Annotated in this window: 18 protein-coding genes; 11 read left to right on the top strand and 7 right to left on the bottom strand. The window is 64.0% G+C overall.

Annotation, left to right across the window (positions count from 1 at the left end; translation table 11 throughout):
• Positions 1-280 precede the first annotated feature (280 nt).
• Positions 281-898 (top strand): histidine phosphatase family protein, encoded by a 618-nt coding sequence (locus D7S89_RS19955; protein ID WP_245983083.1) that lies wholly within the window; start codon positions 281-283, stop codon positions 896-898.
• Positions 899-986: 88 nt separating this feature from the next.
• On the opposite strand, the gene D7S89_RS19950 is transcribed toward D7S89_RS19955, so the two are convergent.
• Both D7S89_RS19950 and D7S89_RS19945 read right to left on the bottom strand, forming a co-directional pair.
• Positions 987-1,808: a Cof-type HAD-IIB family hydrolase gene (locus D7S89_RS19950; protein WP_121280273.1), complete on the bottom strand. Its 822-nt coding sequence runs from the start codon at positions 1,806-1,808 to the stop codon at positions 987-989.
• Between the two features lie 173 nt (positions 1,809-1,981).
• Positions 1,982-2,869, bottom strand: a complete 888-nt coding sequence (locus tag D7S89_RS19945; RefSeq protein WP_121280270.1) for a glucosamine kinase nucleotide-binding domain-containing protein — start codon at positions 2,867-2,869, stop codon at positions 1,982-1,984.
• Positions 2,870-3,063: 194 nt separating this feature from the next.
• Between D7S89_RS19945 and D7S89_RS19940 the strand changes: the two genes are divergently transcribed.
• Both D7S89_RS19940 and D7S89_RS19935 read left to right on the top strand, forming a co-directional pair.
• Entirely contained in the window at positions 3,064-3,663 is a 600-nt protein-coding gene (locus D7S89_RS19940; RefSeq protein ID WP_121280391.1) for a DNA-3-methyladenine glycosylase I, read from the top strand.
• 161 nt (positions 3,664-3,824) lie between these two features.
• Complete coding sequence (locus tag D7S89_RS19935) at positions 3,825-4,253, top strand: hypothetical protein (RefSeq protein ID WP_121280389.1); 429 nt, start codon at positions 3,825-3,827, stop codon at positions 4,251-4,253.
• Positions 4,254-4,347: 94 nt separating this feature from the next.
• Here D7S89_RS19935 and rpsU read toward each other — a convergent pair whose 3' ends face one another.
• A complete protein-coding gene (rpsU, locus tag D7S89_RS19930; protein WP_004198205.1) occupies positions 4,348-4,560 on the bottom strand; it encodes a 30S ribosomal protein S21 in 213 nt (70 codons plus the stop codon).
• 671 nt (positions 4,561-5,231) lie between these two features.
• On the opposite strand from rpsU, the gene D7S89_RS19925 reads away from it, so the two are divergent.
• From D7S89_RS19925 to D7S89_RS19910, 4 genes are all read left to right on the top strand, one after another.
• Positions 5,232-6,050: a flagellin domain-containing protein gene (locus tag D7S89_RS19925; protein WP_121280268.1), complete on the top strand. Its 819-nt coding sequence runs from the start codon at positions 5,232-5,234 to the stop codon at positions 6,048-6,050.
• A gap of 211 nt (positions 6,051-6,261) precedes the next feature.
• Complete coding sequence (gene fliD / locus D7S89_RS19920; RefSeq protein WP_121280265.1) at positions 6,262-7,698, top strand: flagellar filament capping protein FliD; 1,437 nt, start codon at positions 6,262-6,264, stop codon at positions 7,696-7,698.
• Positions 7,699-7,724: 26 nt separating this feature from the next.
• A complete protein-coding gene (gene fliT, locus D7S89_RS19915) occupies positions 7,725-8,015 on the top strand; it encodes a flagellar protein FliT (RefSeq protein WP_121280263.1) in 291 nt (96 codons plus the stop codon).
• A gap of 300 nt (positions 8,016-8,315) precedes the next feature.
• The gene (locus D7S89_RS19910; RefSeq protein WP_121280261.1) at positions 8,316-9,179 is read left to right on the top strand and encodes a hypothetical protein; all 864 of its coding nucleotides are present in this window, start codon (positions 8,316-8,318) and stop codon (positions 9,177-9,179) included.
• 98 nt (positions 9,180-9,277) lie between these two features.
• On the opposite strand, the gene D7S89_RS19905 is transcribed toward D7S89_RS19910, so the two are convergent.
• From D7S89_RS19905 to D7S89_RS19890, 4 genes are read right to left on the bottom strand one after another with little or no spacing between them, the layout of a single operon-like run.
• Entirely contained in the window at positions 9,278-11,392 is a 2,115-nt protein-coding gene (locus D7S89_RS19905) for an O-linked N-acetylglucosamine transferase, SPINDLY family protein (RefSeq protein WP_121280258.1), read from the bottom strand.
• On the bottom strand, positions 11,389-13,710 hold the full coding sequence (locus D7S89_RS19900; protein ID WP_121280255.1) for a tetratricopeptide repeat protein: 2,322 nt from the start codon (positions 13,708-13,710) through the stop codon (positions 11,389-11,391). The genes D7S89_RS19905 and D7S89_RS19900 overlap by 4 nt, the downstream gene beginning before the upstream one ends.
• Before the next feature lie 50 nt (positions 13,711-13,760).
• Positions 13,761-15,806, bottom strand: coding sequence for an O-linked N-acetylglucosamine transferase, SPINDLY family protein (locus D7S89_RS19895; RefSeq protein WP_121280253.1), 2,046 nt, complete (start codon positions 15,804-15,806; stop codon positions 13,761-13,763).
• Complete coding sequence (locus D7S89_RS19890) at positions 15,796-18,345, bottom strand: methyltransferase domain-containing protein (protein ID WP_183085277.1); 2,550 nt, start codon at positions 18,343-18,345, stop codon at positions 15,796-15,798. The genes D7S89_RS19895 and D7S89_RS19890 overlap by 11 nt, the downstream gene beginning before the upstream one ends.
• Before the next feature lie 439 nt (positions 18,346-18,784).
• On the opposite strand from D7S89_RS19890, the gene D7S89_RS19885 reads away from it, so the two are divergent.
• From D7S89_RS19885 to D7S89_RS19870, 4 genes are read left to right on the top strand one after another with little or no spacing between them, the layout of a single operon-like run.
• The gene (locus D7S89_RS19885) at positions 18,785-19,777 is read left to right on the top strand and encodes a glycosyltransferase family 2 protein (protein ID WP_121280248.1); all 993 of its coding nucleotides are present in this window, start codon (positions 18,785-18,787) and stop codon (positions 19,775-19,777) included.
• Positions 19,778-19,791: 14 nt separating this feature from the next.
• On the top strand, positions 19,792-20,484 hold the full coding sequence (locus D7S89_RS19880) for a class I SAM-dependent methyltransferase (protein WP_121280245.1): 693 nt from the start codon (positions 19,792-19,794) through the stop codon (positions 20,482-20,484).
• A gap of 54 nt (positions 20,485-20,538) precedes the next feature.
• Positions 20,539-21,735 carry an aminotransferase class I/II-fold pyridoxal phosphate-dependent enzyme gene (locus tag D7S89_RS19875; protein ID WP_121280242.1) on the top strand — a complete coding sequence of 399 codons (1,197 nt, stop codon included), beginning with the start codon at positions 20,539-20,541 and terminating at the stop codon, positions 21,733-21,735.
• Entirely contained in the window at positions 21,732-22,922 is a 1,191-nt protein-coding gene (locus tag D7S89_RS19870; RefSeq protein WP_220702188.1) for an aminotransferase class I/II-fold pyridoxal phosphate-dependent enzyme, read from the top strand. Before D7S89_RS19875 ends, D7S89_RS19870 begins: the two co-directional genes overlap by 4 nt.

Below are 22,922 nucleotides of genomic sequence, written 5' to 3'. Positions count from 1 at the left end.
CGCATGGCCGCTAAGAACGCGTATTGCGTTCGGGCGTCTTTTTCGCACCTAGGGTTTATTCGCAGTCCATGCCACCTTATGCTGCATTCGTGGCGCCATCCACTTGCCGCTCCCCAATGCCGCGATGCCGGCTTGAGCGGGCAGGCTGTTAGAATCGGGCGACTCTTGAACCAATTCTATAAGGATTGCAATGGATCGTTTGCGCACTGATCGGCTGCGCCAGGCATGTAAAGGCATCGCGGTTGCCGCTGGGCTTTGTCTCTGCTTGTTCAGCGCGCCCATGGCGCAAGCTGCGGGCGACGATATCGAGACGCTGGTGTTTTTACGTCATGGTGAAAAGCCCGCGCAAGGCTACGGCCAACTCGATTGCCAAGGCTTGAACCGTGCGCTCGCGCTGCCGGCCGTCATTGCGGCGAAATTCGGCAAACCCGACGCGATCTTTGCGCCGAACCCAGGCGAACAAAAGGACGATAACGGCAAGTCTTATTACTATGTGCGTCCGCTTGCGACGATAGAACCGACCGCCATTCAATTCGGCCTACCGATCGAAACACCTTACGGATTCTCGCAAATCGATGCGCTGGGCCGTACGCTCGTCGCGCCGACGTATCGCGGCAAGCTCGTCGTCGTGGCTTGGGAGCACCGGCTTATCGAAAAGCTCGTGCGCGATCTCGTCGCCACGCATGGGGGCCGCGCTTCAGACGTACCCGTTTGGCCCAGCAAGGATTTCGACAGTCTTTATATCGTCAAACTCGATTGGCGCGACGGCACGCCGCGCGCGTCATTTACGCATGAACGACAAGGCCTCGACGGACGCACGCACGATTGTCCGTGTGCCGCGTTGCCCGATGCGGCATCCGACGCCAGCACGGCCGCGAAATCCGCCGAGACGAAATGACGATGCGGTGCAAATGCGTATTGCCGCATTTGCACCCTGCCTCAAGCTGAGTGCTTTGAATGGCGACGTACTAACGGTGCAAGCGCTGTCAGCACGTCAACTCGTCGGCAATCGAAAAAAGCTTGCGCAGGTGGTGCGCGACGCCCGCCTCGAAATTGTTGCCGATACGCGGAATGTGCGGCAACCGCGCGATCAGATCCGGATTCGCGTTGTTCATCATGAACGGATAGCCGGCCGTTTCGAGCAGATCGATATCGTTCATGTTGTCGCCGAATGCGACACACCGTGATGCTTCGACACCAAGCTGTGCGAGCACGAATTGCAGCGCACGGCCTTTGGAGACATCCGACGTCATGACTTCGAGACAGTCGGGCAGCGAATACGTGACGTAAAGCGTGTCGCCGAATTCGCGCTCGAGATTCGCGACGACTTGGGCAAGATCGGCGGGATCGCCGATATAGAGCACTTTGGCGATATCGCTGCCCGCTTGCGATGGCATGTCGACGACTTGGTAGCGAAACCCCGAATCGTGGTGAAAAGCCAGCAACTCGGGCGCGTCGCGATCGATGAGCCAGGCGTCGTCGGCGAACAGATTGACGATCACGCGGCCATGCGCGCCCACGATGTCGGGCTGCACGAGTCGCCGCACCGCGTCAGCGGGCAAATTGCTCGCGTGAATCATCGTGTCGTCGGGTGCGTGCACCCGTGCGCCGTTCGAGGTGACCAGATAAGGCCGGATGCCGAGCACATCGCGAATGCCGGCGACGTCGCAGAAGTGGCGCCCCGTCGCGATCACGAAATGCACACCCTCCCCTGCCAGCCTGCGGATCGTTGCCACCGTGAAGGGATCGAGCTGATGCTCGCTGTTGAGAAGCGTTCCGTCGAGGTCGGTGGCGATCACTTTGTACATGGCGGGCAACGGGCGAGAAAAGAGAAGGAGAGGCGCGGGAGCAAGCGGGACCGCAAGGCCTTCATTGTATCGCCCCCGATAAAAGCACCGCGGCGCACGGTCACGTGACGCGCTCGACGGGCCGAGCGCGGCGTCGCCGCAACTGACGCTTGCCGCTTACCGGTTCGCGCCGGTCAAGGCTGCCGACGCCGCTCGAACGCTTGCCGCGCAAGCTGCAGCGCACCGTGCGCCGAATCGCTTTGCGGCGCACGCAGCCTTGCCCGAGACGCGGGCGGCACGAATGCGCTCAGCGGCTGCGCCAGCCCGCCGCACAGCGCAACGGGCAATGTGCCAGCCGGATCAAGCGCATCGATGAGCTTGGCGATGTCAGAGCCTGCCTGAGCGAGCAACGCGGCCGCGACGGGATGCGCGCTGTGCTCGAGCACAATGGGCGCCAGGCTTGCATAGGCCGTCTGATTCGCGTTGCACAGCCAGACGACGAGACTGTCTCGGTCGGACGCACCGGCTCGCGCCAGCAGCGCTTGCGCGAACGCATCGACACGAGCGCGTCCATCCAGTGCCTGTTGAGCGTGCACGACCGCGCGCAATCCGAGCCATGCGCCGCTCGCCTCGTCGCCCGACGGAAAGCCGTAGCCGCCCGCTACGCGCCACGCCCCGCCAGGTTCAAGCACCGCCGCAATGCTGCCGGTGCCAACCGCGACGATGACGCCGGGCGCGCCGCCATGTGCGCCGACCAGCGTCGTGTACGCATCGCTTTCGACCACCAGGCCCGCCAACTTGGGCGCGCCGGCGAGGAACGCGGCGAGCCAATCGCGATTGTTGACGCCGGCGAGCCCGCAACCGAGCGTGCAGCGCGACCAGTCGAGCGCAGCGCCCGCCTGAGCGAACGCTTCTGCACAGGCCGCCTCGATGGCCTGCCACGCGCGCTCGATGCCGAGCCCGAGGCCCGACGCGCCGCCCACCGCTTGCGCGAGTTCGGTGCCGTGCAGGTCGGCCAGCACGACGCGCGAGCCCGTGCCGCCGCCGTCGACGCCGATCAGAAAGTGTTGTGCTGGTTCCATGGAATTACCTTCATCCTTCGCTGCTTTACGCTGCCTGGAGCTGTCATGCCCGCCACGCGCCGTGGCAAGCCGACCATCGGATCGAAAGGTTAGCCGCTTCGCCGCGCGGCGCCAATCTGCCAAACGGCCAAGTTGCCGCGAGCCGTCGATCCGCTATGCTTGCCGACAACGAAGCGAACGAGAACGAGGACCGAATGACGCAGCGCTGCAATTGGGTAAGAACGCCGGCGGACGAGCAATACCACGACACTGAATGGGGCGTGCCCTCGCGGGACGAGCGCTATCTGTTCGAAATGCTCGTGCTCGAAGGGGCGCAAGCCGGCCTGTCTTGGTCGACGATCCTGAACAAGCGCGAACACTATCGCCGCGCGTTCGCGAACTTCGATGCGCAAGCCGTGGCGCGCTTCACGCCCGCCGACGTCGATGTCCTGCTGAACGATGCCGGCATCGTGCGTAACCGCGCGAAGATCGAAGCGGCCATCGTCAATGCACGCGCCGTGCTGCGTATCCGCGCCGAACACGGCTCGCTCGCGAACTTCGTCTGGTCGTTCGTCGGCAATGAGCCCGTGCAAAACGCCTGGCGCGCCTATAAGGAACACACTCCTGCGTCGACACCCACCTCCGATGCCCTGAGCAAAGCGCTCAAGGGCTATGGCTGCAAGTTCGTCGGCTCGACGATCTGCTACGCATTCATGCAAGCCATCGGCATGGTCAACGATCACCAGATCGATTGCGCCGGGCATGCCCGCTGCGCGGCACTGGCCAAATCCGGCGGCAATCAAGTCACCGCTTAGCGTGCGCTAGAGCCTCGACAATCATCGCCCGCCTAGGGACTATCCCCACAGGCCTGCATTCGTGGCGCGGTCGGCCGTTATATATCAGTTAGGACAAACAACGATCGCTGCGCCACATGCCTACGCGGCACGACTGCCAAGAAGACCGCCCCAAAGAGACCATGAAGAACCTGCATTTCCTCACGCAGCAAGCCCTGTTCGACCATGCCGTCGACCACCTCTTCAGCCAGGGGCAGGCGGCCCTGCTGCCGCGCGGCGGCGGCGCATACCGTGGCTATCACGGCGGCTGCCCGATCGGTGCCCTGATCAGCCCGCGCGACTATCTGAGCACGATGGAAGGCGTGCCGGTGCGCTACGTCGGCATGCCGCCTCAGGCGGTGCCGGCCTATATGGATGCCGGTATCGCGGCACTGAAGAAGGCGCTCGTGAAAGCGCGCGTGAACATCTACGATCCGCGCACGGTCAGCCTGCTCAGTTGCCTGCAAAACGTGCACGACGCATTCGGCGTGTGGGAGTGGCGCGAACGACTCGCCTCGATCGCACGCGAGTTCGGCTTGTCGACCCAGCGCTTGGAAAAACACGCCGCATAACGCAAACGGCGGCGTGCTTCTTGCGAAGCACGCCGCCGTTTTGATGCAAGCCGTCGCGCTCGCCGATCAGCGGCAAACGCGTGCGATGCTGCTTTTAGTGCAGCTTCTTCGGCAGCATTTGGCTGCGCAGACGCTTGTGCAGGCGCTTGACTGCCGCGGCCTTCTTGCGCTTACGCACAGCGGTCGGCTTTTCGTAAGCCTGACGCTCACGCAGCTCGGCGATCAGGCCGTTCTTTTCGATGGCGCGACGAAAGCGGCGGATCGCCACCTCGAACGGCTCGTTTTCCTTCAGAAGAATCGTCGTCATGTAAATTCCAAAGTTGCGGTCAATTGCGTGGCGGCAACCTGCACACGCATCGGTCTTCCGGGCGTTTCGATCAGGCTCTGAACGAAAGGCCGAATAGCGAAACGGCTGCGGAGGCCGGAAAAGAGAGGGTGGAGCATTCACCGCGAACGCCGGCCGGCAAAGCTTGCCGGCGCCGCGTCACACTGCCGGGCCCCATGCCGAATCGCTTCGCCACAAGCAAAGCGGCGGCACTTTGCGCAAACGCGCGCGGCAGCGATCTCAATTCGACCTGGGATCATAACAGGTAAACTCGTGCGGGGCTACTTCCTTGTTCTTGCGAGGATTTTCCCCGCCGAATCGGCCGTCTGGCCAAGCCATCACCTAATCACCACGGTCCCAAACGCTGGAATCGTGGCGTCAAGCCATTGCTTAACTCAGGTTCCTGAGTCGATCAAACGGCTCAAACGCGCGCAATTGCCCCTCTTCGAAAAACCGTTCACTGGTCGCAAACGCTTGCGCCACAGGCATTTGCTCGTTTGTGGCGGCGATTCGTCCGGCAAATCGTCAATCGCTCCCTAAAGTTTTTTCCGCGCCTCGCCGACAACCAGGACAGGCGGGCGCCAATCGCGAAAGCGCGACGCCGAACCCTGAACCAGCCTAGTCCCTGGACCGTTTCCCAAACGAGGAAAGAAATGCTGAACATCAACACCAACATTCTGTCGCTCTCGACGCAATCGAACCTGTCGAGCTCGCAAAGCGCGCTGTCGCAAGCTATCAACCGCCTCTCGTCGGGCAAGCGCATCAACACCGCCGCCGACGACGCTGCTGGTCTCGCTATCGCGACGACGCAAACGGCATCGATCAACGCGCTGAACCAAGGCGTGATGAACGCCAACAACGGTATCTCGATGGTGCAAACCGCTTCGGGCGCGATCTCGTCGACCGTTGCCAACTTGCAGCGTATCCGCCAGCTGGCAGTTGAATCGGGCGACGGCTCGCTCGGCACGGCAGCTCAAGGCAACCTGCAAACGGAAGTCTCGACGCGTCTGACGGAAATCAACCGCGTTGAATCGCAAACGACGTTCAACGGTCAAGCTGTGCTCGGCGGCCTGGGCAGCGTGAACTTCCAGATCGGCGCTTCGGCCAACCAAACGATCACGGCGAACTTCGGCACGACGTCGTGGACGACGACCGGCCTGGGCGTGAGCGGTATCGACATCTCGACGACGTCGGGCGCGCAAAACGCGATCACGGCGATCGACGCAGCACTGACGCAAGTCAACAACTTCCAAGCAACGCTGGGTGCAACGCAGAACACGTTCAGCGCTGCAATCACCAACACGCAAACGGAATCGACGAACCTGTCGGCTGCTAAGTCGCAGATCGAAGACGCAGACTTCGCGCAAGAAACGGCGAACCTGTCGAAGGCACAAGTGCTGCAACAAGCCGGTATCTCGGTGCTGTCGCAAGCGAACTCGCTGCCGCAACAAGTGCTCAAGCTCCTGCAATAAGAGCGCGAGCCACGCGCGGCGGGCCGGCTTCAAGGCTCGCCGCGCAAAGCCGGTGCCGCGCGACGCGTTGCGCAGCGCATCTCGCGGTACCGGCGCAAAGCATCACCGAGCGGGAGGCATGCCTCCCGCTCCGCATTGATCCACCGGCCGGTCCTGACTGAAGAACGGCCCAGCTTCGATTCCCGATTTAGCGAAAAGCACGGAGCCTGGCATGAGTACCATACCCTCCACGACCAGCGGCACCACGGACACCAACAGCATCCTGCAACAGGCTGCGCAGTCGATCCTGAGCGGTGTGACGAACTCGCAGCTCGACGTGAACTCGCTCGTCAGCGCGCTCGTGACGGCCAAGATCGCCGGGCAGCAGCAGACGATCAGCAACGCGATCCAGAGCGACAACACGACACTGTCCGCGCTCGGCACGATGCAATCGCAGCTCTCCGCGCTGCAAAACTCGCTGAGCGGGTTGTCCGACGGCAGTATCTTCTCGCAACTGTCGGCCGCCATGAGCGGCAACGGCATCACCGCCACGACCACGACAGGCGCCGCGGCAGGTTCGTACTCGGTCAGCGTGCAGCAGATCGCGACCGCAAACCAGATTTCTTCGAAGGCCTATGCGAGCAACGCAACGCTCGGCACCGGCAACCTGAACATCAGCGTCGGCACCAGCACGATGACCATCGCGCTGAATTCGTCGAACAATACGCTATCCGGCATTGCGTCGGCCATCAACACCGCGTCGAACAATCCGGGCGTGACGGCGGCCGTCGTGACGGCGACCGACGGCCAGCACCTCGTGTTGACCTCGACGCAGACCGGCGCGGCCAACACCGTCGGCGTGTCCGCCGATCCGACCGTCGATGCGGGCATGGCGACGGCGAACTTCGCACAAGTGGCCGCCGGCCAGGACGCCAAGCTGACGATCAGCGGCAGCACGGTCGACAGCGCCAACAACAACGTCACGAACGCATTGACGGGCGTGACGCTGAGCCTCACGTCGGCTTCGGTCGGCACGACGCAAACGCTGTCGGTTGCGACCAACACGTCGGGCATCGTGACCGCCGTGCAGAACTTCGCCACCGCCTATACCGCGTGGGTTCAAACGGCACAACAGCTCTCCTCGTACAACGCGAGCGCCGCATCCGGCCAGCAAGCAGGCCCGTTGCTCGGCGATGCAATGCTGAACTCGGCCGTCAACGGCATCGGGTCGATCATGGCGAGCGGCATCAGCGTCGGCGGTCAGACCTACAGCCTTGCACAACTCGGCGTGAACCTGAAGGACGACGGCACCGTCAACTTCACCGCTTCGACGCTGCAATCGACGCTCGCGTCGAATCCGAGCATGGTGTCGAACGTGTTCAACGGCACGAACGGCATCGGCGAGCAGTTGAACAACTTCATCAACTCGTACACCTCCGCGGTGACGGGCCAGATCGCACAGCGGCAATCGACGTTGAACGCCGACGTGACGACGCAGAACCAAGCGCAAACGACGCTGACCGCCTATCAGGCCACGCTGCAAGCGCAGTACCAGGCCGAGTTCACGCAGCTGAACACGATCATGTCGCAGACGGCGAGCAACACCTCGTATCTGAACCAGCTGTTCGGCGGCAACGGCAGCGCCGGCACGATGAACAAGTCGGCCTGACGCGGGCCTGAAAGGAGTTTCCGGATATGTCGCATGAATCCCTCCAACGCGCCCATGAACTGACGCGCACGCTCGTCGTCGCGATGGAAGCCGGCGACTGGCAGTTCGCCGCCGACCTCGCCGACGAACGTTCGCCGCTCCTGATGTCGCTCGGCCCCGATCAAACCGATGAAGGGCTCGCGATGATCCGCGAAATCCAGTCGATGAACGACACCATCGAGAGCAAGGCGCGCGAGGCCTGCGATGCGATTTCGACCAGCTATAGCGAAGCGCAGCGACGCGTCGCTGCCGCCGGGCAGTATCTCGCGACCCCATAGGGCAGTCAGTTCGCTCACTGAACGAACAACAACCAAGAACAGCCGTGCGCAGCCTGCGCGGCGGTATCACCTTGAAAGCCGCGTCATGCGGCTTTTTTATTGGCATGACGAGCGCTGGCGGATTGTCCGCGTACAAGCCTCGCATCGGCGCAGCACCCTGTTGCGATGTCCTGTCGACACCCGAAATTGAGCCCGATTCGGCACGCTGTTCGGCCCATACCTTTCGTGGCACGCAGGGCACACTAACGCCAGCCTCGTGCGCGCACGCCGCGCCACGCCATCCTTTGAACGAGACACGACATGCTTGCACCGTCGACGCCGCCCACCGGCCAGCGCCGCATCGAGATCCATCAGATCTATTACTCGGAAGACACGCGCGCGCAGGTCGACCCTGGCTTCATCCCGCTCGACAACTGCGGCCAGCGTCCCGACTGGCGCGAATACTGGCCGATCCGCAAGTTCCTGCTCTCGAACACGCTCGACGAAAACACGCGCTACGGCTTCTTCTCGCCGAAGTTCCACGGCAAGACGAAGCTTGACTCAGCCGCAACCAAGGCCTTCATCGACAGTGCGCCGCGCGATGCCGACGTCATCGCGTTCTCACCGTTCTTCGATCAAGGCGCCGTGCACCTCAACGTGTTCGAGCAGGCGGCGACGAACCATCCCGGCATCTGGTCGATCTTCGAATCCGTGCTCTCGCTGCTCGCGCCCGGCGTCGACCCGCATACCGTGCTGATGGATTCGCGTCACAGCATTTTCTGCAATTACTTCGTGGCGACGCCGGCATTCTGGCGGCGTTGGCTCGAGAAATGCGAAGTGCTGTTTGCGATCGCGGAGGCGAACAATAGCGCGCTCGCCGCTCAGTTGAACGGCCCGATCACCTACGGTCACGGCTTCGTGCCGGCCAAGGTGTTCATCATCGAGCGCATGGTGTCGCTACTGCTCATGACCGAGCGCCATTGGCGCGCGCATCACTACGATCCGGTGCTCCTGCCGATGTCGGGCTCGATCGTCGCGCCGTTCCCGGCCGATCTGCTCGTGCTCGATGCGTTGAAGACAGCCGCGATCGAAACGGGCCGCGGCTCGTACATGCAGTTGTTCCAACAGGTGCGCAATACGCTGATGCAGACCGCGCGCAACGCAGCTGCCACGCGTACCGCGTGAGAGTGTGAGCGAGCGCGTAGACACGCGCTCGCATCCGTACGAAAGCGCGAGGCACCGGCCACTGCGCCTCGCTCTGCACTTGTCACCGCATTACCGCTTTACGGTCGCGCCGTCACGAACGTTACGGCCGTGCCTTGCACGGGCCGGCGCAGACTCGGGCCGCCACCCTGAGACGGGGCTTCGTCGCCACTCGGCGCATCGACTTCGACACTGACATCGCGCTCGCCCCCTCGCCTATACGCCTGCCACATCGCCGCGAATTCGCTTTCGAGCATACGCGCAAAGCGCGTCGCATCGCACAGCGACGAAGCGAGCACGCGCGCACGCAACGCCTTGCGCGAGGCGGCCAATTGCGCACGCTGGCCAGCGAAGGCGAGCGCCTTCGCCACGTAATCGTGCTCGTCGGCGGCGATCCACTCGCCAAGTCCCACGCTCTGCACGACGCTCTCGCACAAGTGGCCAAGAAAGCGGTCGCCGCGCCGGCATAGCACGGGCACGCCCATCCACAAGCTCTCGGCCGTCGTCGTGCCGCCCGGATACGGAAACGGGCTCAGGGTGATGTCGACGCGGTTATAAGCGTCCAGGTAGTCGGCGCGCGGCGAAGCCCCCTCCATCACGATGCGTTCGGCTTCGATGCCATGCTCGGCAAAGCGCGCGAGCGTCGCCTCACGCTGCGCCGCGTCGCCGAGCTGCTGCGCCTTCAGAAACAGCTGCGCATCGGGTACGCAGTGCAGAATTCGCGCCCAGACGGCCACGACACGCTCGTTGACTTTGACGAGATCGCTGAAACAGCCGAACGTGAACGGCCGCGACGCGGCGCCCGCCGCCGGCGCGATCGCCACCGCCGGCTCAGGCGGCGTAAAACACAGGTAGCCTTGCGGCACCCGCCACGCACGTTCGACGAAGTGCGTGGCCTCATCGGGCGGCAGCACCCATTGGTCGCCGAGCACGTAGTCGATCGTGGCAAGCCCCGTCGACGCGAAATAGCCAAGCCAGCTCATCTGCACGGGTGCGCTCTTGTACGCGAACACGGTGAGTCGGTTCGCGTCGGTATGGCCGGCCAGATCGACGAGGATCTGAATGCCGTCGTCGCGAATCGTGCGCGCGGCGGCCGCATCGTCGAGCTCGACGAGACTGCGCCAGCTCGCGAAGTGCGGCTTCAGGCGCTCGGTGACGGCATCCTCGTAAAGGCGCGTCGAATACGCGTAGAGCTGCACGCGCGAACGATCGAGTTCGCCGAGCACGCTCTCGAGGAAATAGCCGACCGGATGCGCGCGGAAGTCGCCCGACACGAAGCCGATGCGCAGCGGTGCATCCGCCTGTTCGTCGATGCACCAATCGGTGTAGGGCTGCACGTGCCGGCCAACGAGCTCGCCAAAGCGGCGCGCCTCGGCCAGATAATCCGCCGGCAGCGTGTCTTGCGAAAAGCTCAGCGAGAACAGCAGATTGCTCCACACCTCGCATGAGCCGGGCCGCAGCAGGAGCGCCTCGCGAAAGCAGGCGATCGCGGCATCGTGAAATCCCATCTCGCGCTTGACGATGCCGAGATTGAGCGGCACCTGCGGCTCGTGCGGCATCAGCTGCTGGGCGCGTTCGTAGCATTGCACCGCTTCGAGCAGCCTGCCCTGCTGCTTGAGCGCATTGCCGAGGTTGTTGTGCGCCTCACCGAATGCGGGGTTCAGCGCGATCGCGCGACGGCAATGCGTCTCGGCCGTCGTCCAGTCGCCGAGCTCCCGCAAGACGTTGCCGAGGTTGCTCTGCGCTTCAGCGAAATTCGGGTTCAGCTCGACGGCCGTGCGAAAACTCGCTGCCGCGGCGGCCGGCAGCCGCATCTGATGTAGCACGTTGCCGAGATTGTTGTGGGCGCGGAAGTTGCGCGCGTCGAGCGCGATGGCCTGCTGATGGCTTTCAGCCGCAGCCGCGAGCTTACCCCAGCCGCGCAGTGCGTTGCCGAGATTGTCGAAGTACGTCGATTGCGGGCTGATCTCGATCGCGCGCCCGATCAAATCGAGCGCATCGGCGTAGCGCTGCTGCTGCATCGCGACGACGCCGAGCAGATGCAGCGCATCGGCATGTTGCGGCATCAGCGCGAGCGCTTGCTCGTAATGCGCGCGCGCCTGGTCGAGCCGGCCCGCATGGTGATGAGCTAGGCCTGCGTCGACCGTGCACGCCGCCTCTTGCGTCGTACCCGGGACATGGAGCGGCGGCGTCATTGCGCGCCCTCCACTTCGCTTGTTTCGGGTAACTCGTGTGTTGCGTCTGCACGCTTTACACGCGCTTGCCACATCTGCTCGAAGGCCATCGCGAGATGGCCCGCGAAGCGCGGCGCGTCGCACAGCGGCGAGCGCATCACGCGTTCACGCAAGCTTGCGCGCAACGCCGCCAGCGCGGGCAAATCGCTCGCGTAGGCTACGGCGCGCGCGACGTAATCGTCATCGTCGACGGCGATCCACTGCGGCAGGCCTGCCGTCTGCAATACCATTTCGCCGAGATGGGCCAGGAAACGATCGCCGTGGCGGCCCAGCACCGGTACGCCCATCCACAACCCCTCGACGCTCGTCGTGCCGCCCGGATACGGAAACGGGTCGAGCGCGAAATCGACGCGGTGGTAGGCGGCAAAATACTGCTCGCGCGAGGATGGCCCCTCGAGCATGAGGCGCTCGGCGCCGATGCCGTGACGCGCAAAACGCGCCAACGTATCGTTTCGAATGATCGCTTCGTTGAGCTGATGATTTTTCAGAAGCAGACGCGAGCCCGGCACGGCTGCGAGCACGCGCGCCCAGACTTCGATCACGTGATCGTTGAGCTTCTTGTGATTGTTGAAGCAGCCGAACGTGACGTAGCCGTTGGCAAGTGCCGGCAAGGTGTTGACTGGCGTCGCCTCGCTCGGCAGCGTGAAGCACAGATAGCAGTCGGGCAGCCGCCACAGCTGCTCGACGTACTGATTTTCCTCGCCGTGCGGCAGCACATGAGGATCGCCGAGGATGTAGTCGATTTCCTTGAGCCCCGTCGTCGCGAAGTAGCCGAGCCAGCTGACCTGCACGGGCGCCGGCCGCCACGCGAACATCGGCAGGCGGTTGCGGCCCGTATGGCCAGACAGATCGACGAGGATGTCGATGCGGTCGTCGCGGATCTTGCGGGCGAGCTCGGCGTCGTCGAGATCGGCTACGTGTCGCCACGCGGCGAAGCTCGGCTTGATCCGCGCCGTCAGCTCATCGCTGTGCAGGCCGTTCGAGTAGGCGATCGGCGTCACGCGAGAGCGGTCCAGTTGCGCCAGCGCGCATTCGAGGAAATAGCCGACCGGGTGCTTGCGCAGATCGGCCGACACGAAGCCGACGCGCAGCGGCCGGCCGGCGCGCGTATCGGCCAGCACGGGCCAGTCCGTGTACGGCGTCGCACGCGCGGCCATGCGCTCGCCGAAGTAGCGTGCATCATGCAGATGCGTTTGCGCCGACCAGTGCTTCACATACGATTGACCAAACAGCACGCACGTGTGCGATTCGCCGAAGTCGGGGTTCAGCGCGAGTGCCTTGCGATAGCACTCGACGGCGGCATCGAATTCGTTGAGGTCCGCGAGGATCGTGCCGAGGTTGTTGTGAAACGACGGCGTGTCGTCGCGCAGCTCGATCGCGCGGCGCGCGTAGGGCAGCGCGCGCTCGGCGACGCCAAGCCGGCGCAACGCGTTCGCGAGGTTGTGATAGGCATCGGCGAAGTCGGGCGCCAGCGCGATTGCCTGCTCATAGCAGGGCACCGCTTCACCGACGCGCGCAGCGCTGTTCAGGGCGTTGCCCAGCGTGTTGAGCGCCGGAGCCGAATCGGGTTGCAGCGCGACGACGCGCCGGAAACTCTCGATCGCCGCATCGATCTCACCGCGATGCATGAGCAGTGTCGCGAGGCTGTCGTGCGCGACGGCCAGTTGCGGCGCGCGCGTGACGCACTCGCGATAGCACTCGAGCGCCGCGTCGATATGGCCTTTCGCCTTCATCACGTGGCCGAGATTCAGGTGCGCTTCGGCAAACTCCGGTTTCGCGGCGATCGCCTTGCCATAGCTGGCAGCGGCCGCATCAAGCTCGCAGAGATCCTTGAGCGCATTGCCCAGGTTGTTGTAAGCCTCGGCATAGCCAGGCCGCAGCTCGATGGCCTGCGCGCAGCTATCCAGTGCGGCGCGGGGCTCGCCGGCTTCACGCAATGCATTGCCGAGGTTGTTGTGCGCCTCGGCGTAGTCGCGTTTCAACGCAATCGCCTGACGGTAGGCATCGATCGCTTGCGTCAGGTCGCCGGCTTCACGCAGCGCGTTGCCGAGGTTGTTATGATAGATCGGGCTCGGATAGGCGGCGATCGATTCGCGGATCAATGCGATGCCCGCGTCGCGCTGGTCGATCTGACACGCGAGCAAGCCCATGAAATGCAGCGCATCGGCATGCCGGGGCTCGGCCTCGAGAATCCTCGCGTAGCGCGTCTTGGCCTCGGCGAGGCGTCCCGCCTGATGATGCGCGAGTGCCTCGTTCAGCAGGCGGCTGTTGTCTTGCATGGTCGATCCGTTTGGTGAAACCGCGCGCGCCGGCTTGCTCGGGTGCCGCGTCATCGCCGGGCTCCGGCCAGCGCGGGCGCGCTTGCTGCAACCTGCTCGATGCGCTGCTGCGACATGCCTTCGAGCGCCTGCTCGAGGTGGCGCGCAAAGCGCGCGGCATCGCATAGCGGCGACGCGGCGAGTGATGCGCGCAGCGTGCTGCGCAAAGCAGCCAGACGTGCGCCGTCGGCCGCGAACGCGATCGCCTTCGCGACGTAATCTTCATCGTCCACGGCGATCCAGTCGTGCAGGCCCGCCGAGTGCAGCATGCTCGTGCAGATGTTCGACAGGAAGCGATCGCCGCGCCGGCAGAGCACGGGCACACCCATCCACAAGCCTTCGACGCTCGTCGTGCCGCCAGGATAGGGAAACGGGCTCAAGGCGATGTCGACACGACCATACGCTTCGAAGTATTGGGTACGCGGCGAGCGGCCTTCGAGGATCAGTCGATGTGCTTCGATGCCCTGCTTTGCGAAGCGTGCGAGCGTCGCGTCGCGCGCGCTCGCGTCGTCGAGCTGTTTGGCCTTGAGGAACAGGCGCGCGTTCGGGACGGCGTGCAGAATGCGCGCCCATACGGCCACGACGGCGTCGTTCATCTTCATCAGATGATTGAAGCAGCCGAACGTCACGTAGCCGTTTGCCGCCAGCGGCGGCGGCGCTACGGCCACACGCTCGACCGGCGGTGTGAAGCATAGGTAGCTGTCGGGCAGGCGCCACAACGTTTCGGTGAACTGATCTTTTGAATCGTCGGGCAACACATGGGGATCGCCGAGCACGTAGTCGATCTCCGGCATGCCCGTGCTCGCGAAGTAGCCGAGCCAGCTCGCCTGCACCGGCGCCGGACGCCACGCAAACAGTGGCAGACGGTTGTAGTTCATGTGCCCCGACAGATCGACGAGCACGTCGATGCGATCATCACAAATGCGGCGCGCGGCTTGCTCGTCGCTTAGCGAGGCCAGGCACGTCCAAGCGGCAAAGCGGTGCTTGATGCGTGCCGTCAATTCGTCTTCGAAGCGCCGGGTCGGGTAGGCGACGAGCTCGATGCGCCGCCGGTCGACGTGCTCGAGGATGCTTTCGAGGAAGTAACCCGTCGGATGCACCTTCAAATCGCCCGAGACGAAGCCGACTCGCAGCGGGCCGGAGCGCGACGCCGTCAAAGGCACGCGCCAGTCGGTGTAGGGCTTCGCTTGTGCGGTGGCAGCGCGGCCGAACGATTTCGCTTCAGCCAGATAGTCGGCCGGGCTTTGGTCTTCGCGATAGCTGAGGATGAACAGCAGATTGCTGCGCGCTTCCAGCAAGTCCGGGCGTAGCGCGATCGCGTGTCGATAAGCATCGATGGCCGCGTCGAGTTCACCGAGGTCGACGAGCGCGTTGGCAAGATTGTTGTGCGCTTCTGCGTAATCGGGCTTCAGCGCGATGACGGTCTTGAAGCACTTGACCGCTTCGGCGAATTGCCCTTGCTCGCGCAGCATGTTGCCAAGGTTATTGTGCGCGGGCACGTAGTCGGGCTTGAGCGCGATGGCCTGGCGATAGCTCTCGGCCGCCGCCGCCCGCATGCTGCGCGCGGCCAGGGCGTTGCCGAGATTGCCGTAGAAGATCTCGCTCTCGAAGTGGCTCAGCGCGCGCATGATCCAGTCGGTCGCTTGCACGTAGTCGCCCTCGTGATAGGCGACTAGACCGAGCAGATGCATGGCGTCGACCTGCTTGGGATCGACGGCGAGGATCTGGCGGTAGATGGCTGCGGCTTCGGCAAAGCGTCCCGCCTGCTGGAGAACAAGGCCGGTTTCGATCGGCGGTATCGCCAAAGGCGGAGTCGATGGCGACGGCGGCGATGGTGCAACCGACTGCAGAGGCGCCGAGGAAGGCTCGCCCGAAGGCGGAAAAGCCTGTACACGCGGCGCGATCGCGGGCGGAGTGACGAATCGCACGGCGCCGGGCGCCGGCTGATCTAGCACCGGCAGCGCCGCTTGCAGCGCTGCGCCTTCACATCCCGCTCGCAATTGCTCGACCGGGTTGACGAACAGCCGCCCGGCGAGCGGCGCGCGATCAGTGGCCATACTTGCGCAGGTAGCGTTCGTAGGCGGCACGCCACGGCGGCGTGTTGAACGCACCAGCGCTCTCATGCACGACGCTGATCGGCCAGGTGCCCATGCTCAGGCCCTTGAGCTCCGCCTGGCGGCAGAAATCCATGTCGTAGAAGTGGAAGTCGAATTGCTCGTCGAAGCGCGTGCCCGATTCGATCAGGCGCTCGCTGTCGGCGATCATCATGAGGCCGTCGAGCAGTTTGCACTCGACGCCCGCGGGGCCGAAGTACGAGACTTCGTCGCTCGGGAAGCCCTTGCCATGACCGACCGAACCACTCAGATACTCGGCGGTGTCCCACTTGAAGTCAGGCGTCGCGAAGGCCCATGCTGGCTGCAACGGCGAGCGGCGGCGGTTGCCTGCGAGGCCGACCACGTCGAACTGGCCAAGCGCCTCGCGGACGCGATCGGTCCAGAAGTAATCGCAGATCGAGACATCGTCATGCACAAACACGAGGATGGCCGGGCTCGACGCCGCCTGCTCGATCGCTGCGTTGTACAGCGCGGGCAATCCGGTCGAATTCTTGTCGAACAACAGCAGTTCGGGCGGATTGGCGTGGCGATGCACGGCCAGCGAGCGGCCGAGCGCCGTGTCGCGCAGGAAGTTTTCCTGTGCGCAGCGCGTCGCGCAGACGAGACGGATCGGCTTGCCCGCCAAGCCGGCCGCGCGTGCGGCTTGCGTGGCAGTCGCGGCGGCGGGCATACCGGCCGGCGCGACTGTGGCGCTCGTCGCACTCGCGGTGGCCGCGGCGACCGTGCGCGGCACCTCCCCTCCGGCCGCGTCTTGCTTCGTGAACAAGAAGAACGGTTCGCGCGCGTTGACGCCCCATGCATGCTCGTCGAGCCCTTCGAGCGCAGTCGAATGAGGGTACAGCTCGCCGCTGAAGCCAGCTGCATGGAAGTAGTCGGCGATGTTCGCGCCAAAGAAACGCACGTGATCGTTTTGACCGAAGTAGCGCGTCGCGAATTGTGTCGACGGCGCCTTCGTGAGCTCGAACGTGTACTTGAGCACCGGCGAATACGGCGTCTGCGCAATCAAGTGGCCGCCTGGCTTCAGGCAACGATGAAATTCGGCGAGCGCAGCTTGCGGGCTATCGACATGCTCGAGCACGTGATTGCAGATGATCAGGTCGAAGTGGCCGCTCGGAAAGTCGAGTTGCTCCGCGTTGATCCGTCGATGTCCGGGCGCGCTCGGATACAGGTCGCCGACGATATATTCGAGTGGCGCGAGCCGACGTACCCGCGGCTCGATGTGGTGTTCGGGTGCGATGTGCAGAATGCGCATCTCGGGCGCACGCTCGAGCAGCCCTGACAGCGCGATGTAAAGCCACAAATGGCGTTCGCGGTCGTTGCAACCGCACTTTGGACACAGATAGCGCTCGAGCGTCGAGCCGACCGGCTCGATGTAATCGAGGAATGAGCGGTCGACGCCATGCGGATAGGGTAGCCACGCATCGACCTGCTGCTCGCAGACGGAGCAGACCTTCTGAGCCGTCACGCCCGGCGCAGCTTGGACAGCCTGCGGCTGTATCGGCTGGTTCGCGCGCTGTGCAGTCGCACCGGCCCGAGCGTGCTGCGCCACGCGCGCCTCGACGCTCGCGCGTGCGTGTGCAAAGTCGGCGCGGAAACGCTCGCTGTCGAACAGCTCACGCGGTGCGCGCGCCGTGAGCTCGTCGATATTGGCGAGCAGGCGCCCGATTTCGGGCAGCTCTCCTGCAAAGCCGGCGTAATGCTGCCTCAAGCGGTTCGCCGCCTCGGCCAACGCTGCGCCGCTGAGGCTCCCCGCCGCGGCTTCGCCGCGCACAAACAGCTCCCATTCATAGAGACCCGCGCTGTAGCTCGGATTCGTCGCCGGCGAAGCCTGCTCGGAATGACGGCGCAGCATGCTCCAGTAGCCGCCCACGACGACGAGCGGCGCACGTTCGGCAAGATTCAGGTACATGGCGACGTCGCCGAGGTAGTCGAGCTTGAGGGACCGATACGTGAACAAATCGGCCGCGCTCGCACGTTCGCGATTGATCATGACGTTGCTGGGCTCGCCGACGAAGTTATGCATCCGGCCGACCATTTCGGCAACGAGCAGGTTGCGGTCGACAAGTGCGCGCTCGCCCACGTTGACGATCTGGGTCGGCGTGTGCACAACGGCGTCGTCCTCGTCGACGAGGACGCGAGCATGGAACGCGAGCGCCGATTCGGGATGCAGACGAAGCGCCTCTACCAGCACCTCGACCGACGTCGGCATCAGTAAGTCATCGTCGGCGAGCCATTTGACGTACTTGCCGTGCGCCAGCGACCACAGCGCTTCCGCGTTGCGGCGTGCGTCCCCGAAGCCGTGGTGGAAGTAACGAATCCGCGGATCGCCAATTCTGCTGACGATAGGCGCAAGCGCGGCGTCATGCGTGTCATCGCCGACGAGGATTTCGATGTCGCCAAAGGTCTGCTGCTGCGCGCTGATCAGTGCGCGGCCAAGGTAGTCGGCCTTACGCGCCGGGATCAGAATGCTGACGGTTGCCATGAAACGGAATCTTCCTTGATTGACCTGCTGCGAACGGCCATGGACCCAGCCGCCGAGGGAGCCGCACGATGCAATACGCGCCATGCTGGCTATTAACACTGGCATGCAGCATAAGGGGCCGACGGCGCCTTCAATCATTGGAATAGCGCGCGGTTTCCGGGTCATTTTGTCAAATACGCGACGGCAAACAGCTGCCGAATGCAAGGATTGACGGCCAAACCGGGGTCTATTTCGCCGATTGAACATGGACAGGCGACGCTACACTGCAGCACATCGAAAGTCCGCTCAAGCGTGAGGCGCCTTGCGTCTCGCTCGGGCGATACGGCGGTGAATCGTGTGCGAGGCACGCATTGGCATGACATTCGCCCTGTGCCCTGCTTGGCTTCCACGCGACGGCGCACGATAAACCGGCAACCGCGAGACACAAAGGATTCGCCGTATGGCGTTGGTCAGCATCTTGATTCCGGCCTACAAGGCCCAGTATCTGCGGCAAGCGTTGACGAGCGCCGTCGGCCAGACGTTGCAGGACATCGAAATTCTCGTCGGCGACGACACACCCGATGCAGCGCTCGCGCCGCACGTCGAAAGTTTCGGCGACCCGCGCATCCGCTACTTCCATCACGGCTTCCAGAAGGGCACGCTGAACTTCCAGGCGCTCTGGCGCCGGGCCACGGGCAAATACGTCAAGTGGCTCTGCGATGACGACGTGCTCATGCCCGCGTCCGTCGAAGTGCTCGCGTCCGCGCTGGCAGTCAACCCGGACTCGTGGCTTGCCTTTCACGACCGCGTCCTCATCGATGGTAACAATCAGGTCGTCTCCACGCCCCCGCCGCTGCTGCAACCGGGCCAGACCGGGCTCGTCGATCGCAGCTACCTCGTGCAACGGATGATCGGCGGGATCAACAATTTCATCGGCGAGCCGAGCAACGTGATGCTCGATCGGGAACAGGTGGACGTCGAACGCATCGTCGACTATCGAGGCCTCAAGCTCGACTTTCTCGGCAGCGACGTCGCGATGTTCCTGAACATCGCCGAGCGTGCACCCCTCGTCGCCGTGGGCGGTTACCTGAGCGCCTTCCGCCGTCACGACGGGCAGGCCTCGCGTGTGATGAGTTCGAACTTCAGCGCCGGGCTCTACGAATGGGAGCTCATGATCCGCTGCGAAGCGGCGGCCGGTAATCTGCCGCCCTCGCATCTCGAGGCGGCCAAGCGCCGGCTGCAAAACCTCTACGCACAGTTCGTCGGCGTGCTGCCCGAAATCGCGCGCCTTCACGCAAATCTCGAAGAGCTCACGACGCGCCCCGCTGACCAACTGCTGATCTCCGAACGCTTCCAGGCCGATTTCGCATTCGCGCGCGCCAGCGTCGCCGAGCGGATCGCGCAGCGCAAACAACAAGCGGCGCAGGCACGTGCCGCAGCCACCCCCGTTTGAACGGACGCCCTCACATGGACTATCCGAAATCCGACTATAAGGAATACCCGAAGACGGTGCCGCCCGACGATCTGTGGGCGCAAGTGCGCCGCACCGTCTATGGCAAGCCGGTGTCCGACGAGCAGATTCAGCTGATCGTCGATTCGATGCGCGCCGGACTTGCGTTGAACGGCCGCGAGCATCTGCTCGAACTCGGCTGCGGCAACGGTGCGCTGTCGAATTTCCTGTTCGACGGCTGCGCCGAATACTTCGGCGTCGACTTCTCCGAGTACCTGATTTCCGTTGCGCAGCGCAAATTTCAGCGCCCCGGTTTCTCGTTCGCCGTCGGCGATGTCGGCGAATTCCTGCACAGCGAAGCCGACCCCACGCGCTTCACGAAAGTGCTGTGCTACGCGGTGCTCTCATATCTGAACGACGAGCAAGCGGCGACTGTGCTCGGCGAGCTCGCCACCCGCTTCTCGAACGTGACGACGGTATTCCTCGGCAACCTTCCCGATCGCGATCGCGCGCATCTGTTCTTCCCCGAAGGCAAGGACTACCACTTGGAGCTCGATGATCCGGCCTCGCAGATCGGCCAGTGGCGCTCGCCCGAGCAGATCTCGGCACTCGCTGCGCGCAGCGGATGGCGCACGCGTATCGAGCGCATGCCCGACACGTTCTATCAAGCCCACTACCGTTATAACGTCGTGCTCGAACGCGCGCGCTGACGCGAGCGCGTTTCATCGCCAACCGACCCTGGCAGTATCGGAGCAATCAATCCCATGTTCAGCAAGACACAGCCAGCCGATCTCGCCGTCTTCGGCGGCGCGCCGGTGTTCGATACGATCCGCTCGATATCGAACCTGGTGCAGCCCGACGTCGAACAGTTTCTCGGCTACTCGAAGATCTTTCATGCCGCGGGCCAATACACCGACCACGGCGCGGTCGAGCACGAGCTCGAGCGGCGCCTCGCGCAGTTTCACGGCGTCGAGCATTGCGTGTCGTTCGCGGGTGGCTTCTGGGGACTCGTGCTCTCGATGAAGTGTCTCGCGCTACCAGGCAAGACGGAAGTCGTGATGCCGTCGCTGACCTACCGGCGCCTGGCCGACATCGTCGCCTGGGCCGGGCTCACGCCGCATTTCTGCGAAGTCGATCCCGTCACCCTGTCGATCACCGCCGAGAAAGCCGCGCTGTGCATCAACGAAAACACGGCGTTGATCCTCGGCGTGCATCCGATCGTCAACTGCTGCGACATCGAGGGGCTCGAAGCGCTGTCGGCGCAGACGGGCATTCCACTGTTGTTCGACGCCGTCGAATCGGTCTACGAGTCGTATCGCGGCCGCAAGATCGGCTCGTGCGGCCGCGCCGAATGCTTTTCGATGCAATCGAGCAAGCTCTTCAATGCGTTCGAAGGCGGCTACGTGACGACGAACGACGGCGCACTCGCAGCACGTCTGCGCGACATGCGTCATTTCGGCCTCAAGGACGACGGCTCGCTCGATCCGATCGGCATCGACGCCAAGCAGAACGAGATCCACGCCGCGATGGCACTGGCCGCGCTCGACGATGTTGACGATCAGGTCGTGCGCAACCGTGCACGCTATTACGCGTACAAGCGCTTGATCCCGACCGTGCCCAACATGCGCCTCGTCGAGTTCGACGAAAGCGAGCGATGCGGCTACAAGAACATCGTCGTCGAGCTGCTCGACGGCTGGCCGGTCAAGCGCGAACGCGTGCTCGCGATGCTGCATGCCGAGCACATGCTCTCGCGCCCCTACTATTACCCGGCACTGCACCAGAAGCGTACCGAATACGCGATGGTGTTCGGCGACTTGAGCGCGACCGAGCGACTCGCCGAGCGTTTCCTGATGCTGCCGTGCGGCCACTTCGTCAGTGAAGCCGATATCGAGGCAATCGTCGCGCTGCTGCGCTTCATTCACACGCATGCCGACGCCATCAACGAGCGTTTCCCGCTATGAACACACGCACTTCGACTCCGGCCAGCCTCGCCGTCTTCGGCGGCACGCCCGCGCTACCGCGGCGCATGGCGCTAGGCCAGCATAACTTCCCGAGCTGGGACCGCTACGAAGCCGCGTTCCGCGACATCTTCGCGCGCCAGTACTACACGAACCACGGTCCGCTGGCGCAGCAACTCGAAGCCCGGCTTGCCGAGCACCTGAACGTGCGCCACGCGATGTGCGTGACGAACGCGACGATTGCGCTGGCGCTTTCCGCCCAGGCGCTCGGACTCAAAGGCAAGGTGATCGTGCCGGCGTTCAGCTTCGTCAACACGGCCCAATCGCTGGCATGGTCGGCAGCCGAGGCCGCGTTCTGCGATGTCTCCAATGAAACGGGACATCTGACGCCCGAGCTCGTCGAGCCACATCTCGCCGACGGCGTGAGCGGCATCCTGGCGACGAACTTGTGGGGCGGCGCCGCCGACGTGGCCGGCCTGCAGCGGCTTGCCGACCGCTACGGCATCACGCTCTATTTCGATTCGGCCCACGCGTTCGCGTGCGAAATCGGTGGCAAGCCGGTAGGCGGATTCGGCCGGCTCGAAGTCATCTCGTTCCACTCGAACCAGATCCTCAGCGCGACGGAAGGTGCCGTCATCTGCACCGACGATGACGATCTGGCCGCCCACGTGCGCAACATCCGCAGCAACTACGGCATGGGCCGCGCGGTGCCGGTTGGCAAGACCGGCAATGGTCGACTCTCCGAGGCACAGGCCGCGATCGCGCTGATGAACTTCGACGATCTGCCGCAGCTGATCGCGCGCAACCGGCGCCTGCACGACGCCTATCGAACGCAGCTCGCCGACGTCCCGGGACTCACGTTCGTCGCGCCTACAGGCGTCACCGCAAGTAACTACCAGAACGTCGTGTGCCGCATCGATGCCGAGCATTTCGGCCTCACGCGCGACATGCTCATCAAAGTGCTCGCGGCCGAGAACATCGAAGCGGCGGGTGACCGCGGCCTCGGCGCGCAGCGCCATGAAGCGGCCGCGCAAGGCATCGCGCTGCCGAACACGCAAGCCTGGTGCGAATCGATTTTGCAATTGCCGATCGGTGCGCAAGTGGAAGGCGCGGGCGTCGAAGTTATCGCCGAGCGGGTCCGCTTCGCTCAAAGGCACGCTGCCGCAATCGCCGAGAAGCTGGGGGCCTGA

The sequence above is a fragment of the Trinickia fusca genome, assembly GCF_003628145.1.
GTDB classification, from domain to species: domain Bacteria; phylum Pseudomonadota; class Gammaproteobacteria; order Burkholderiales; family Burkholderiaceae; genus Trinickia; species Trinickia fusca.
Note: the sequence above shows the minus strand (reverse complement) of the source record. Positions and strands in the feature narration are given on the sequence as shown.

What these genes read in the sequence shown, in the direction of transcription:
- D7S89_RS19955 (WP_245983083.1), top strand. Translation starts at nt 281, where the DNA reads ATGGCGCAAGCTGCGGGCGACGATATCGAGACGCTGGTGTTTTTACGT.
- D7S89_RS19950 (WP_121280273.1), bottom strand. Translation starts at nt 1,808, where the DNA reads ATGTACAAAGTGATCGCCACCGACCTCGACGGAACGCTTCTCAACAGC.
- D7S89_RS19945 (WP_121280270.1), bottom strand. Translation starts at nt 2,869, where the DNA reads ATGGAACCAGCACAACACTTTCTGATCGGCGTCGACGGCGGCGGCACG.
- D7S89_RS19940 (WP_121280391.1), top strand. Translation starts at nt 3,064, where the DNA reads ATGACGCAGCGCTGCAATTGGGTAAGAACGCCGGCGGACGAGCAATAC.
- D7S89_RS19935 (WP_121280389.1), top strand. Translation starts at nt 3,825, where the DNA reads ATGAAGAACCTGCATTTCCTCACGCAGCAAGCCCTGTTCGACCATGCC.
- rpsU (WP_004198205.1), bottom strand. Translation starts at nt 4,560, where the DNA reads ATGACGACGATTCTTCTGAAGGAAAACGAGCCGTTCGAGGTGGCGATC.
- D7S89_RS19925 (WP_121280268.1), top strand. Translation starts at nt 5,232, where the DNA reads ATGCTGAACATCAACACCAACATTCTGTCGCTCTCGACGCAATCGAAC.
- fliD (WP_121280265.1), top strand. Translation starts at nt 6,262, where the DNA reads ATGAGTACCATACCCTCCACGACCAGCGGCACCACGGACACCAACAGC.
- fliT (WP_121280263.1), top strand. Translation starts at nt 7,725, where the DNA reads ATGTCGCATGAATCCCTCCAACGCGCCCATGAACTGACGCGCACGCTC.
- D7S89_RS19910 (WP_121280261.1), top strand. Translation starts at nt 8,316, where the DNA reads ATGCTTGCACCGTCGACGCCGCCCACCGGCCAGCGCCGCATCGAGATC.
- D7S89_RS19905 (WP_121280258.1), bottom strand. Translation starts at nt 11,392, where the DNA reads ATGACGCCGCCGCTCCATGTCCCGGGTACGACGCAAGAGGCGGCGTGC.
- D7S89_RS19900 (WP_121280255.1), bottom strand. Translation starts at nt 13,710, where the DNA reads ATGCAAGACAACAGCCGCCTGCTGAACGAGGCACTCGCGCATCATCAG.
- D7S89_RS19895 (WP_121280253.1), bottom strand. Translation starts at nt 15,806, where the DNA reads ATGGCCACTGATCGCGCGCCGCTCGCCGGGCGGCTGTTCGTCAACCCG.
- D7S89_RS19890 (WP_183085277.1), bottom strand. Translation starts at nt 18,345, where the DNA reads ATGGCAACCGTCAGCATTCTGATCCCGGCGCGTAAGGCCGACTACCTT.
- D7S89_RS19885 (WP_121280248.1), top strand. Translation starts at nt 18,785, where the DNA reads ATGGCGTTGGTCAGCATCTTGATTCCGGCCTACAAGGCCCAGTATCTG.
- D7S89_RS19880 (WP_121280245.1), top strand. Translation starts at nt 19,792, where the DNA reads ATGGACTATCCGAAATCCGACTATAAGGAATACCCGAAGACGGTGCCG.
- D7S89_RS19875 (WP_121280242.1), top strand. Translation starts at nt 20,539, where the DNA reads ATGTTCAGCAAGACACAGCCAGCCGATCTCGCCGTCTTCGGCGGCGCG.
- D7S89_RS19870 (WP_220702188.1), top strand. Translation starts at nt 21,732, where the DNA reads ATGAACACACGCACTTCGACTCCGGCCAGCCTCGCCGTCTTCGGCGGC.